This is a genomic window from Hydrogenophaga sp. GW101-3F08 (genome assembly GCF_059424585.1).
The window spans coordinates 245,171-259,250 of sequence record NZ_JBWKZP010000006.1; the positions used below are offsets into that span (position 1 = coordinate 245,171).

Annotated in this window: 9 protein-coding genes and 1 tRNA gene; 1 reads left to right on the forward strand and 9 read right to left on the reverse strand. The window is 64.5% G+C overall.

Going from position 1 to position 14,080, the window contains the following annotated elements; translation table 11 throughout:
* Window positions 1-16 precede the first annotated feature (16 nt).
* Window positions 17-919, reverse strand: coding sequence for a cysteine synthase CysM (cysM, locus tag AC07YZ_RS16840; RefSeq protein WP_226491653.1), 903 nt, complete (start codon window positions 917-919; stop codon window positions 17-19).
* A gap of 39 nt (window positions 920-958) precedes the next feature.
* Here cysM and AC07YZ_RS16845 point away from each other — a divergent pair.
* Window positions 959-1,045, forward strand: a tRNA-Leu gene (locus tag AC07YZ_RS16845).
* Window positions 1,046-1,181: 136 nt separating this feature from the next.
* On the opposite strand, the gene AC07YZ_RS16850 is transcribed toward AC07YZ_RS16845, so the two are convergent.
* From AC07YZ_RS16850 to AC07YZ_RS16885, 8 genes are all read right to left on the reverse strand, one after another.
* Entirely contained in the window at window positions 1,182-8,885 is a 7,704-nt protein-coding gene (locus AC07YZ_RS16850; protein WP_494795539.1) for an LPD38 domain-containing protein, read from the reverse strand.
* A 103-nt stretch (window positions 8,886-8,988) separates the two neighbouring features.
* Complete coding sequence (locus tag AC07YZ_RS16855; protein WP_494795540.1) at window positions 8,989-10,512, reverse strand: hypothetical protein; 1,524 nt, start codon at window positions 10,510-10,512, stop codon at window positions 8,989-8,991.
* Between the two features lie 2 nt (window positions 10,513-10,514).
* On the reverse strand, window positions 10,515-11,483 hold the full coding sequence (locus AC07YZ_RS16860) for a hypothetical protein (protein WP_494795541.1): 969 nt from the start codon (window positions 11,481-11,483) through the stop codon (window positions 10,515-10,517).
* A complete protein-coding gene (locus AC07YZ_RS16865; protein WP_494795542.1) occupies window positions 11,480-12,085 on the reverse strand; it encodes a hypothetical protein in 606 nt (201 codons plus the stop codon). Before AC07YZ_RS16865 ends, AC07YZ_RS16860 begins: the two co-directional genes overlap by 4 nt.
* Window positions 12,086-12,113: 28 nt before the next feature.
* Window positions 12,114-12,698 (reverse strand): hypothetical protein, encoded by a 585-nt coding sequence (locus AC07YZ_RS16870; RefSeq protein ID WP_494795543.1) that lies wholly within the window; start codon window positions 12,696-12,698, stop codon window positions 12,114-12,116.
* 1 nt (window position 12,699) lies between these two features.
* Window positions 12,700-13,008: a hypothetical protein gene (locus AC07YZ_RS16875; RefSeq protein WP_494795544.1), complete on the reverse strand. Its 309-nt coding sequence runs from the start codon at window positions 13,006-13,008 to the stop codon at window positions 12,700-12,702.
* Window positions 13,009-13,022: 14 nt separating this feature from the next.
* On the reverse strand, window positions 13,023-13,550 hold the full coding sequence (locus tag AC07YZ_RS16880; RefSeq protein ID WP_494795545.1) for a hypothetical protein: 528 nt from the start codon (window positions 13,548-13,550) through the stop codon (window positions 13,023-13,025).
* Complete coding sequence (locus tag AC07YZ_RS16885; RefSeq protein WP_494795546.1) at window positions 13,550-14,080, reverse strand: glycoside hydrolase family protein; 531 nt, start codon at window positions 14,078-14,080, stop codon at window positions 13,550-13,552. The genes AC07YZ_RS16880 and AC07YZ_RS16885 overlap by 1 nt, the downstream gene beginning before the upstream one ends.

Genomic DNA, 14,080 nt, shown 5'->3' on the forward strand with positions numbered 1-14,080 from the left:
CGGGGCGAGCGTCATGTTATGCGGGGAACACGCCGGTGGACAGGTAGCGGTCGCCCCGGTCACAGACCACGAAAACGATGGTGGCGTGCTCCACCTGCTGCGCGATCTGCTGGGCCACCCAGCAGGCGCCGGCGGCGGAAATGCCACCGAAGATGCCCTCTTCGCGCGCCAGGCGGCGGCACATTTCTTCGGCATCGGACTGGCTCACGTAGACCAGCTCGTCCACCGCGCTCGGGTCGTAGATCTTGGGCAGGTATTCGGTCGGCCACTTGCGGATGCCGGGGATGCGCGAACCCTCGCTGGGCTGCGCGCCGACGATGCGGATGGCGGGGTTCTTTTCCTTCAGGAAACGCGAGACGCCGGTGATGGTGCCGGTGGTGCCCATGGCGCTGACGAAGTGCGTGATGCGCCCGCCGGTCTGCTCCCACAGCTCGGGGCCGGTGGTCTCGTAGTGCACGCGCGGATTGTCGGCGTTGGCGAACTGGTCGAGCACCCGGCCCTTGCCCTCTTTCTCCATCTTGTCGGCCAGGTCGCGCGCGTACTCCATGCCGCCGCTCTTGGGCGTGAGCAGCAGCTCGGCGCCAAACGCCTTCATGGTCTGGGCGCGCTCGATCGACAGGTCCTCCGGCATGATCAGCACCATGCGGTAGCCCTTGATGGCCGCCGCCATGGCCAGCGCGATGCCGGTGTTGCCCGAGGTGGCCTCGATCAGGGTGTCGCCGGGTTTGATTTCACCGCGCTCCTCGGCGCGCCGGATCATGGACACCGCGGGCCGGTCTTTCACGGAGCCGGCCGGATTGTTGCCTTCGAGCTTGCCCAGCACCACATTGCCCCGGGCCTGATTCTCCGTCGCGCCAATCCGCTGCAGCGCCACCAGCGGCGTTTTGCCGATGGCGTCTTCGATCGTTGGGTAGTTCATACGCCGCACTGTGCCATAATTTCCGTCTCCCAGATTCCAGCCCGGGTGGTGAAATTGGTAGACGCAGGGGACTCAAAATCCCCCGCCAGAGATGGCGTGCCGGTTCGATTCCGGCCCCGGGCACCAGCATTCACGCTATAGGATCAATAGCTGTAGGCGCATCACTTGGCGCATCGTTGGCGCCAAATCCGCAGGATGCAAAAAATAAAGCCCGCCACTCCGAAGAGCAGCGGGCATCTATTTCCTGACGTTGGGGGAATGATCAGGGCAGCATGTCGGCCATCCCTTGGCGCACCTTCGCGCCCAGCGTGGCATCCTTGCGTGGCTGGTCCACCTCGGCCGCATACTGGTTCAGCTCGCGCATGACCTCGGTGCGTTCTTCGTCCAGTTGCTTCATGGCCTCGTGGTCGCCAACGGTGGCCATGGCCTCGTTGTTGAGTTCGCGCAGATCCCGGACCGCCCGGTTCTTCTCCTTCTTCAGTTCCGCCTCTGGCCGGGCTTGCTCGATGCGGTCGGCTGCGTCCAGATCGCCCTTCTTCTCGGCCGCCTTGATCAGCTTCTCGGCCTTTTCGATGGCGGCCAGGTTGTCGTAGTACCGCCCGCGCTGCACCGATGCATCGTCGGTCTGTCCGTAGAAGCGGCCAAACACCGGGTAGCCCGTGGACTTGGTTTCGTTGCCCTTGGCCAGGTCGACGCTGGTGTTCACCATCTTCTCGACCTCGCGCAGCAGGCCGCCGCCAACCACCTGGGCCAGGTAGCGCACACGCTCTGGTGTCGGGCTGATCTTGCCGGCTTCGAACTCGTCGCCACCGCTGACCTTGTTCAAGATGCGGCTGATCTCCAGATAGGCCTGCCCGGTCGACGTGCGCAGCGTTCCCTCTCGGGCGCGCTCGAAGCCAGGCCGCGGGTCGTTGCCGTAGCCCTCGCGCTCGATCGGTGCGCCGGCGAAGTTCTTGTTGAAGCCCAGTTCGATGATCGGATCGACCACGGTCGGCGCCACGGTGCGCAGCGCGCCGTCGGCGGTGAACACGTTGCCGCCACCCAGCGGGTTGAAGGCGCCGGCAATCTCGCCGACGGCCGAGAACAGCTTTGAGCCGACATCCTTTCCACCATCCAGCGTCAGTTCGGTCAGCACGCGCCCGGTGTTCGGCAGCACATGCAGGCCCAGCGGCAGCGGGATCGTCAAGTACTTCTTCTCGCCGTCTTCGTTCTTGCCCAGCGGGATGATGAACGCCCGGGTCTTCACGAATTCCGGAATTTCGTCATCGTCGTAGCCGGCCGCCAGCAGCATGATCGCCTGCAGCACGCCCAACGACACACCGCCAGCGATGATCTTGGCGCCAGCCGGGCCGGCCAGGGTCTGCAGCGTTCGTGCCTGGCCCTGCACAGATGCGTTGAAGAAGGCGTACAGCGGGCCCAGCTCGCGGCCCATGCGGCCCTTGCGGTTGAAGTCCACCGTCAGTTCCCGCCCAAGGCGCGCGGCTTCCGGCCGGCTCATGCCCTCCAGCAGCGCCTCGCGGTAGGCTGCCAGGCGAACGGCGTTCTCCAGGGTCGTGTTGAAGATGTCCAGCGCGCCCAGCACCTTGCCGGCCACCTTGTCCGCGGTCAGCTTGCCGGCCTTCTCCAGCGCCTTGAGCTCGGCTTCCAGCTTCTTGGCCCGGTCGTTGGCGTCTTTGAACTGCTCGCGGTAGCCGGTCTGCCCGCCGTCCGCCTGGAACTGGCGGAACAGCCGGCCCCACTCGCCGCTGTCCTTGCCCGACAGCTCCAGCCCGATACCCTTGAGCGCGCCCGGCGTCAGCGCCAGCACCTTCAAGGTCTTGCCGCGCAGCTTCGTGCTGCTCAGGTTGATCGCGCCGCCCAGCGTGTCGCGCGTCAGGTTCACCAGACCGAAGGCCGGGTTGTACTGCGTGTTCACGCTGGCCATCCAGCGGGTGAGTTTGCCGATCAAGGATCCTGCGATGTCCAGTTTCGTCAGGCCGTCGAGGTTCTTCAGGTTCTCCGCCATGCGCAGGCCCCGCGGGTCGTTCACGTTGACCATCAGCACCCGGTCTTCGCCGTTCACCTTGAGCACGATGGCCCCGGGCAGGCTCTTGTAGATCGGGTTCGGCCGGCTCACCACGCGGCCCAGCACCGGGTCCACCGTCTTGATCGTCGGCACACCCTGCATGCCAGCCTCGGCCACGGTCGGGTCAACGCCCATGCGCTGCAGCTCCTGGCCGATGGCTTCCGGGCTCATGCCGGGTCGGATCGTGGTCCAGAAGTCCGGGTTCGGGTTCGTCAGGGCCAGGCCGTACAGCGCCACCGCCACGCGGTTCTTCTCCGCCCGGGTGATCGCCGCTTCGCGTTGCATCAGCACGTGCGCCAGGATGTTCGTCGCCTTCTTGGTCGAGCCAACCGCGCGCTTGCTCGAACTGCCGCGCACGCTCATGCCGCCACCGGTCGGGTGCGGGTTTCCGTTCTCGGCTTCGTCGCGGAACAGCGGCACGTACTTCTGGTACGCCCCGTTCCATGCGTCGATGGTTTCCTGTTTCTCCAGACCTTCGTCCACCAGAAGCTTGCTCGTGCCGGCCGTGATCGTGTCTACCCGCTTGGCCATGGCGTCCAGCACCATGCGCTTGGAGTCGGACAGGCCGGCCATGTGCGCCTTCGCCGCGGCGGTGGTCATCAGCACGCCCTTGCTGTTCTTGCCGGCGCCACCGTCTGGCAAGTCCGGGTTCACCTTGGCGATCTGCTTGTTCCGCTCTTCGGCGTGCCGTGCGTGCAGGTAGTCGGCCAGCTCATCCATGGTCACGTTGTTGCGCGCCATGGCCTCCAGCAGCGGCTTGGCCTCGTCGTTCAGGAAGCGCTCGGAGCGTGTTGCCACGCGGCCCGGGTACAGCGTCTCGGCCAGACGGGCGTCGAACTTCTCTGGGATGGCGTTGGCCTTGGCGATGGTTTCCTGCACGCGCTTGAGGTCGATCCGACCGTCCTGCAGCTCGTAGATCACATCGTCAAGCCGTGTTTCCTGCAGCACGTCCCAGAACCCGGGCTGGAACATCTCGGCCTGTGCCGGCTTCGTGGCGCCAGTGGCCTTCTCGGCTTCGATGGATGCCGGGACTTTGGCTGTGCGACTGAACGCTACGCCGCCAACAGTTCCCTGATCTTTGCGCTCGCCTCTGTTGCGTCCTTCCGCAAGGATGCGATCTCGGACGGACTCAGCCGGCTTGAAGTTGGCGAGGTATCGCGCTTCGGACTCGGTGAGCGCGTCGAATCCATAGCCGGTAGCGGCTTGGAATGCTGATTCGAGGTCACCATGTTTTTCACGAAGTGCTGCCAGGGTTTCTGAGGATGGTTGAATTTTCGCATCACTTCGCATGTACACCGGCTCCTGCGCATTGCGCGCGCCGTCCGCCTTCTTTCCAACCTCAAGGAACCGCTGCGCATTCACCAGCGCGCCCTGCAGCTCGGCATGTGTCATCTTCACGTCGATGCCGATGGAGCGCAGGAACTCGACCACCTTCGCATAGACCGACTTCACGAACCCGAAGCCTGGGCGGAAATTGCCGTCAGCGTCCACGGCCTGCTCGACCACCTTCGCGGCGATCTCGTCGGCTTCCTGCATCTCGGACAGGTTGAACTTGCCGGCGTCGTCCACGTATGCCGCGCGCACGTCCTTGCGGATTGCGGCCAGCGGCTTGTTGCCAGTCTTCAGGGCGAGCTGGATGTTCCCCATGAACCGCTTCCAGTCGTCTTTCCCCAGCATCTCGCGCAGTCCGTGGTGGGCAATGGCCTCATGGGCCAGCACCTTCATGGCATTGGACTTGTCGCGGATGTTCTGCGCCACGAGGTAGACATTGCCGCCGAAGTAAACACCGTGCACGTCGCCAGGGGCTGGCATTGGGAGGTCCTTCGTCGTTGCCCCAACCGTGACGTTCGGCCCGTTCTCCCAGCGCTTGAGCACCGGGGCGATGGCCTTCTGCAGATCGGTAGTCTTCATGCCACGCTGCATCGGCGTGGTCATTTGGCGGAAGAGTTCGGCGGTCAGGGGCCGGCTGAATGCCATGTCGCCACGTGCACCACGCGGCGTCACGCCGTATTCGGCCATGACCTCGCCAGCAATCCGCATCACGGCCTTGTAGTCGGTCAAGTACGGGGCGCTGCGCTTGGTGTAGCCCAGCACCTTCATGGCCTTCTCGATCATGTCGAAGACGAAATCACCGACGTGCTGCAACAGGCTCGGGTTCTTCCGGCCCAGCGCGCGCCAGAAGTCCGGGTCCATGAATCCGTCCGACAGGACTTCACCCATGAACTCTTCTTGCTGCTTGTCGGTCTTCGTCTGGTTCTTGGCCACGTCCACATAGGGCGTGATGGCGTCAACCAGTTGGTCGTACAGCTTGGGCTGTTTGGATCGCAGCTCATGGGCCAGTTCGTGCCCGAGGACCGCCAGGTGCGGCCGGTCGCTGCCCTGATCGCGCAGGAACAGAACGCCGCTGGTCCTTACCCCGCCGAAGAATCCGTACTGTTCACGCGCTGCTTCGTCCAGACCGACTCGCATGCCGAATCCTTGGACTTCTGATCCGAAGGCGTCTGCGATTCTCTGGAGGTCTGCTGCGCCTGGGAGAACTCGGGCGTCGTAAGGACGAACCGCATCGAACTCCCGTTGGGGGACTTTGAGGAAGGCGGCAATGTCACGTCCCAGCAGCTCGAGGTTAATTCGGGCTTCTGGTCGGGTGTCTGGTTGTCCATGGGCGGCAGTATCGCCAGCATTGCCGGCATCGTCAACCGCGAACCGGACGTCTGGGTTCTGAGTGTCGAAGGTGCCATCGTTGCCGGTGGCGCTACCCTGTGAGAACACCTTCTGCCGGCGAGACAGTGCCCCTGCTGCCTTGAGCGCGGCCACCACCTCATCGTTGCTCGCGCCGTCCTTGATCTTCACCGAGTCGCCGGATTCGAAGTCGATGGCCTCGCTCTCACCGATGAACACGACACCGTCGCGCACCGTCACGGGCTCAGCGCTTGCTGGCGTGATGCCGACACGCAGGCCTGATGGTTGGGAAGGTTTGGCAGCTTTGCGCTTTTCCTTCTTCGCGGCTTCACGGGCTTTCTCGCCTTCTGCCTGGGCTTCGCGGGCGCTGAGCTTCGGCACCGGTTCTGCAATGGTCTGAGCCTGGGCCAGGGCCTGTTCAGGCGGTGTGAGCAGCGTGCGCGCCTTCTGCGCCTGCGTCTTACCGACGACAACGCCGGCAGCAGATGGAAGGATGGAGCGGGCAGGGATGCCGGCCGCGGTCAGGCGCTCGCGCAGCGCCTTCGTGTCGCCCTTGACGGCGAGTGTGCCGTCCGGGCGGTCGGTCAGGCTTTCGATGGCGCCTTCTCGCGCCTTGCGCAAAGCGCGCGCATCTTCAGAGATCGCCATGCCAGAACTCACGGGCGGAAGCTTCCCGCCCCGCGCCTCCAGTGCGTCATACAAGGCCGTGCCGACACCGCGGCGGCGGTCTTGCTCGCGCACAAACGAATCGATTGGGCCGCCGTTCGGCATGAACGTCAGGCGCCCGACTTCCTCGCCGGCTTCGTTGGTTGCGATCAGCGCGGTTGGTTCGCCGAACTGTCCGCGAACCAGCGATCCGAATGCCTTCGGGGCCGGCTGCTGAGAAATCGTGATCTGCGCACCGTCCTTGAGTTTCACCCCATCGGCTTGAACATCACCGGCTCCAGTCTCTGCGGGAATTCCAGCGGCTGCGGCTGCATCGCCTCCCGCTGGCGCTCGCGCTTCAACTGGCGCGGCTTGGGCTTGGGTTCCGGCGGGCTGTTGCGGTGCGTTTTGGACATCGGCGGCGGGAAGAACACCCAGCGGATTGCGGGTGGCGTTGCTCTTGGCCCATGCTTTGAAGGCGGGCATGGGGAGTTGGGTGATGGCGCCGAACCCCTTCCAGTCGGCGCTGTAGTTGCGGCGGTAGATCGCTTCGGCTTCCGCCTGGTCGACGGCGCCAAACACCACCTTGGCCTCATCGAACTTGCCGGTGCTCGGGTTGATCTGGTCCACCACGAACACGGTGCCGTCGTAGTCCTGCGGCGTGCCGGGCTTGATGAACACGTCCAGCTTGTCACCATCGGCCGCCGTCGTGCCTTTGAAGTAGCCGTAGTGGTCGCGCATCGGCGTTGTCCACTCCTTGCCGTCGGGGGCAACACCTCGGCGCTCGCTGCCCTGTGGGTTCTCGATGCTGATGTCCATGCCGGACATGCGGATGCGCCCAACCTTGTAGTTGCCGGCCTTCTTCTGCGCTTCGGTCGGTTCTGGCAGGTCGTTGAGCGGGCTGGTAGCGGCGGCGTGCACAGCGTCCAGTTCCGGCGTGACCTGAACGTCGTTGATGTCGCTCAGTGCATCCCCCGGCTCCGTCCCTCCAAGTGCAGGATCATTGCCCAGTTGATCCGGCGCTGTTGCTCCGGTGTCAACGGCTTGGGCGGCGGCTTCTGGAATGGCGGTGGTGTCTTGGGCTGCATCCTGCTGGGCCTCCAGTTGTTCAATCGCGCTCATGGCGCCCAGCACGCTGTCCAGCATCTGGTCGCGCTGCGTCTCGATGGTTTGCGCCAGTGTGTCCATTCCATCGAACGGCTGGGCCATGCCAGCGTTCACCAGCCCGGTCACGGCCTTCTGCACGAACGCTGCAGCCTTCTCTGGTGGAACCTCGGCCAGCTTCGCTGCGATGGCCTCCTGCGCCTTGGGCGACAAGCCGGCCATCTGCGCGGCCTGCTCGAAGTTCCAGCGCGCCGCGGTCTGCACGACAGCATCCCCGGTCTTTGCGCCGGCCAGGCGCACGTCGCGGTACCGCTGGGCCAAGTCGGGGTTGATCTGCGCCAGGGCCTCGGCCTCGCGCTCGGTGCTGTACGCGGCCTGATCCTTCTGCTGGCGCTGCTCCAGCAGGGATGCCGCGGTTTCGTCACCGGCCTTGCGCAGGGCCTCGATCTGGGGCGTGCGGTCCACAGGTCGCTCGAACTGCTTGCGCACGGCACTGATCGCCACCGGGCCACCACCCATCACCGCCGACTGGCCGATGGTCACTTTCAGGGTTTCGCCGGCCTGCTGCAAGTAGGCGGCCAGCGCCGCCTCGGAGTTCTGTGCACCTGGGCCGTACTTGTCGCCCAGGAACTGCACCAGCGTGGTCAGCTGCTCGCCCGGCACTTCCTTCATGATCTGGCGCGCGAAGACGGGCGCCAGCTCTTCGACCGGAACTCTGCCGGCCAAGCCTTTCAGGATCCGCAGCTGTTCGCCGAAGCCGAAGCGCTCGCCAACCACCTCGGCGCTGGCCATGATGCCCGCGCGCGCGGCGGCCGTGCCACCGTCAAGACCGGCGGACCGGCCAGCGGTATATTCCTGCGCCGCCGACTGGGAGAACAAGGCTGTCATCGCAGGTCCGCCACCAAGGCCGACGATCAACGTCGGAGCGGTCTGGGTGATGCTGTTGGCAATGTCGAACACCAGCTTGTCGGTGCCGCCCGCCGGCGCCAGCGGTGCAGAAAGCTGCTGCCCGGTGCGCGCCACACGGCCGGCCGCGTCTGCAACGCCATCGGCCCCCACCAGATCGGCGCCAGCCTGCACAGCGCCCGGGACCACCTGGCCCAAACCGGCGAAGCCCGCCATCACGCCACGCGCTGCCGGGTTCGTGACCGACTTGCGCGCGTCCATGCCGATCTGCGTCGCCAGCGGCGTCTCGGTGATGCTGGCCTCTGGCCGGCGCTGCGGCATGTCATCGATGGCGCGGCGCGCGCGGCTGGCATCAGCAAAGCTCCAGGGCTTGCTTGAGTCCATGCCAACGGTCTGCAACACGCTCACCGGCTTCTCATTCGCCACCGGTTCAACCGCTTCGGTTCGAACAAAGCGCGCCGGCTGTTCCGCCTCCGTGGCCCGGGTATCGGCAACGCTCGAGCTTGGCGCCGGGTAGCGCGCGGCCAGGCGCTGCGTTTCGTCGCCCGTGTCGGTCGCGGCACCCATCTGTTCGGCCGGCTGGTCAGAAAGCCAAAAATCCCCGCCAGATTCGGCGGGGACTGAGGCTTCAGCAGGGGCGTCGTCTTCCCAGAATTCTTTGGCCATAGTTTTACTGCTTGATGCGGACAGACCCGTCGGGGGCGGTGTAGTGCGTGCCCTTTGGCAGCGCGGCGTGCTCGGCTTGCGATGTGATCTTCACGGGCTGGCCGTTGCTGGCAGGCTGGCGCACGGATGACAAGCCCAGCCCGGCGGGCTTCTGGCCCGGCAGGCGGCTGATCTCACGCTCCAGCGCGGCCACGTCCTGCACGTTGCCGGCGGCGCGCGCCTTGGCCAGTTCAGCATTCAGGATCGCCACACGGTCGGATTCAGCGGCCGTGCTGCGCAGGCTCATGCCTCCGCTGGGCTGGCGGCTGCTGGTCGGGTTGGCAGCAGCAGGCTGGCCAGCGCCTTCAGCAAGCAGCGATTGGTAGGTCTTGCGCTCGTCGCCGTGCTGCTTGATGGCTTCACGAAGCGATTCGAGTTCTGTGGCCTGCGGTGACCCCGGCTTCGCGTTCGCGTAGGACCGTTCCTTGAGCAGGTCTTTGTAGGTCTTCTGCGCTTCCGCCTGGCGCCGGCCAGCGTCCTGGAACAGGCTGGTGTAGCGCAAGCGCTCTTCGCGCCCAATCGATTCCTTGCCCGTGTCGCCGTTCTGGCGCCTGTAGTCGATGGTCTTGCGGTCCTCGTCGCCGCGCGCGCGAATCTCGGAGAGGGTCAGGCCGTGTTTTTCGGCGGCCTTTTCTTCATCGCGCAACTGCTTGGCCCGGTCGGCCAGCCAGCTCAGTTTCGTCTTTGCGTCCGCCTTCGATGAAGCTTGCGCCCATTCCTGAGCCCCCTTCTCGCTTGCCTCGAATGAGTTGATCACCTTCTCGGTCCCGTCCGGCAGCACGGCAACAAAGTTCACCGTCTTCCCGTCCTTGGACAACTCGGCCTTTGCCTTGATGCCTTTCAGTCCTGGCGCGTTCGACTTGGAGTACATCTCGGCGGCGGCTTCCCACCACTTCGGCCCTGAGAAAGCGATGCTCGCGATCTCGCTGTTGAACCGGTCGTCAATCTCGGCCTGCATCTTCTTCTGCTCTTCGGTCATGGTCCTGCGCGCGGTCGCGGCCTGACCTTGCAAGCCCAGACCTTTGGCCGGGTCGTAGGGCATCGCGGCAAGTCCCATGCGGTCCAAGGTGGCCGGGCCGCTGTTGTACTGCGCCTGCGCAGCCTGAGCCTGTCTCGGGTCGCGATAGGCTGTGTTTTGCACGCGGGTGGCGCTGGAAAGACCTGGTGATTGCTCGCGCGAGGCGGACATGTCGCTCATCATCGCGGCGGCGTCGGCGTCCTTGGTGAAGGCGTTGCTTCCGGCGGTGTCGGTCACTTGAAAGCCCTGATCAACCTGCGCCGGCCGCGCGGCGCTGGCCAGCGACAGGCGCATCTCGTTGTCCTGGGCAATCCTGTTCCGCTCAACTTGCCGCTGCTCGCGCTTCCACGCCAGATCTTCATCGATCTGCTGCTGCTTGAGCTGATTTTCTTGGAAGTCGTTTCTTCCTTTGAGCCAGCCGGAGCTGAGACCGATCAAGCCGCTGACGATTGCATTTTCTTTGGCGCCCATGGTCAATTCCAGTTGTTGTTCGCGGTGATGAATGCACCAAGGCCGTCGCCTCCGCTGGCACTCACGTTGTTTGCCGTGTTGAGGTTCGCCGTGTTCGTGGCCGCTTGATTCGTGTAGTAAGCGTTTGCCAGCTGTCCGCCAAGACCTGCAAGTTGCTGGCCCCAGTTAAATCCTGACCCACCACCGCCAGAAGAACTCTCGATCAGCCTGTTCGCGTTGCTTTGCATGCCGTAGGCCGATGCAAGGCCGCTTCCCATCAATGCGGTGGCCTGATTCGCAGCATTCACGGGCGCATAGGCTGCACCCATTGCGCTGTTACCGGCGCTGGTGGCGGTGCCCGCTGCGGTCGCCTGAGCGCTGGCCAGGCCACGCCCAAGGCTTGCGGCGTCCATCCGGCGTGCCCATCCCTGCAACTCCACGTTGTCGCGTGCCGAGTTGCCGGCCGCGCTCCTGGCGCTGGCAAGACCGAGGCTCTGCTGGTTGCCCATGGCTGCATAGTTGCCGCTGTTGGGGTTGACGCCCATGCGCGTGAGGTTGCGCTTCTGGATGTCCTGCGCCATGCCGTACTGCGATTGCACATCGGCCATGGCAGACATGGCCTTGGCCTCGCGGCGCTCGGGTGTGTCGTACTCTTTTGCGTCCTTGACCAGCGTGTCCTCAAGCGGCCAGAAAACGCCCTTGTTCCGGTCGTGATACTCGCCGGAAATTCGGCGCTGCTGGTCCATCAGTCCGATCTGGGCATTCGCAACCCGGCCAGCAATGGCATTGGCCTGCGCCTGCAATGCTGCGTTTTGACTGTCACGCCCGCGGTAGTAAGCGAGCATGTCGGCTGCTGCTGCCTGGTCGCCCTCTGCTGCAGCATTCGCCGCGTCTCTTGCCGCCCGCTGATCGTGTTCAGCATTGTTTCGTGCGTCAGCATTCGACAGAACGCCGACTGCCGCGATACCTGCTCCTACCCATGCAACACTCATGTGAGTTCTCCTGTTTTGCACAGCTCAGCCAATGCCAGAACCTGCACGTTGTCAGCGCCTCCAGCAATCTCGCTGGCTTTGATGAATGCGATCATTTCGACCAATTTGTCAGGGTCGGTTTCGTTCGTTGGATTTGGAAAGAAATTCGTCCACACCGCTTCCTCAATCGCGTAGGCCGCGTTCTCCATGCCGGCCATGCAGTTGATTGGTGGATCGCCCGCCTTCACGATCACGGCCCCGGTGTCGGTCACAAGCTTCAGAACGCCCTTTGAAAGCATCGCCATGTTCTGCACCCTGTGCTTTGCACCCACCAGGGTTGCGCCTTTTGGTATCGTGATTTCCCGCGCGTACACCTGGGGCGCGAAGAAGTGCCGAACTTTGAATTCAGGCTGGGGCAATCCGATCATGGAAGCCGCCAGCCGCTCGACCTTCTTCGGCCGCGCAAACAACGTCGCTGCGCGCGTGGCGGCAAACTCGATTTCTGCCGCGACTTCGGGGGTCAGGGTTTGCCCAAGCCGTTCGGCCAGTGCAATGCGCAGATCGCTTTCCTTCTTCTGCGGTTCGGCGGTCAATACCAAGTTCAGCACTTCGGCTATTTCCATCTTGCATGACTCCATGCGTGGGACCAGATCATTGGCTGGTTGTTTCCGTCGCAGCGGCCGGGATCGGCGTGGCGAAAATGACCTGCGGCTTCTCGCGCAGGGCTTCGACCAGCTGGCCTGCCTGGTCCGCTTGGGCGGCATCGCGGGCACGCTCGGTATCGGCGGCAATCTGGGCCTGTTCGGTCGCCGAGGCGCGCGCGTCCTTGCGGTCCTTGACCAGCAGCGCAGCCCCAGCCAGCGGCGTGGCGTCTTTGATGGTGCCGCCGACACCTTCGCGGAATGCGCGCGCAGCCTGCATCAACTCGCCCTCGGCCTGCACCGGCTTGGCCATCTGGTCCGTCTCGGGCGCCCAGCAGGTGAACTCGGACAGGCCGGTGATGTTCAACGTCTGACCGTCGCGGGCCTTGAGCGAACACACCGCCTTCTGGGGCTTCTTGACCTGGGCGTTGGTGTAGGCGTCGTAGGTCAGAGCATTGGCCGCGTCGTGGCTCTTGAGGCCGGACACCGCAGTGACGCGGTTCGGACTCTCCTTGTCACCGAAGGTCAGCGTGACGGGGTTGCTGCCGCAGGCGGCCAGGGTCATGACCAGGGCGATGGTGATGATGAAGCGCATTTCAGTTCTCCTTTTTGGCTTGACCGACCTGGAAGGGCATCCATTCGACGTAGCGGCCGATCACTTGGCCGCTTTCAGTGGTTCGCACCGGGTCTTCTGGTTGTCGAAGGTCGCACGACAGCACCGGGAATTGGCGGCCCATCACATCGATGACAAGGACGTTGACCATGCGATCGCCGTGCACAGCGATCACGGTGGCGTCCAGTGGCTGTCCGGTCTGCTGGACCATGGGCACTGGGCCGGTCTTGTCGAAAGTACTGGGCCAGTACCAGACCTTGCGGCCGACGGTTGGGGTGATGACTGCGGACATGGGTGAACTCCTGTTCATGGTTGGGATGGGGGGATTGGAGGTGTTGGGCGAGCCGGTCGGTGGCTCATTTCGTCGGCGTAGCGGTCGAGGACTTGAGCCGCTGCAGCGCATCCTGCATAGCTTTGTCCCAGGTCGACGTATTCGCTTCGACACGCTGCAAAATTGTCAGCGGCGGTGGTGGCATAGCCACGGACGGCCTCGGCAGTTCCTGCTGCGATGGCGGCGTCTCGCTCGGCCTTGGTGACGCGCATGCCACCAGCGCGAAGGGCATCAGCCATGCGGCCAATCGTTTCAGTTTGTTCACGGTACACCTCGTTCAGGTTGTTGACGACGCCGGATAGTCGGGAGATTTCGCGCCGGCTCTCGCGCAGCGCCGCGTTGTCGGCGGCCAGCCATTCGGCCCGGACCTCGGCGCGGCCGGAGTCCACGCCCTTGGAGTGAGCATTCAGCACCGCGCCGCCTGCCACAGCCAACAGCACGGCCACCACGCCGGCAAGGATCGCCCAGCGAGTCGGGTTCATGAGCGCGAACAAGTCTTTCATCACTGGGCCTCCATGCATTTGGTGTGAAGCCGCAGCCGGTCTTTCCAGACCCCGCTGCAGCGACGATTCCCAGGGGTCGAGCAGTCGTAGCCTGCGGCGAACTTGTAGAGCAGGATGGCGTCACACGCGCCCCGGTAGTCCCCGGCCTGCAGCCGCTTGGGGATGGCCCCGGGCCCGCCGGTCTTCGGGTTCGTGCAGAAGTTGGCGTTGCCGATGTTGTAAGCGAGCTCGGCGTAGATGTCGTATTCGGCCTGGTGCAGCGGGACATTCGGGCCGATGCATTTCTTGATGCGCACTCCGTCTTTCTCGATGTGCACCAGCGCGCGCTTGAGGGCGGACACCGGGTCCGTCCGGTCGGCCATCGAGACGCGGGTGCCATCCTCGCGCACCGTGGAGCCGAAGCCGACCGTGGGCACGTCGCCCTTGGTCGGGATCACGGCGCCGTCGGTGTACCCCTCATGCGCCAAGCGAGCCACGAAAGCGGCTGCGCTCATCGACAACAGGGCAACGGCAATGCGTGCCTTGTTCAC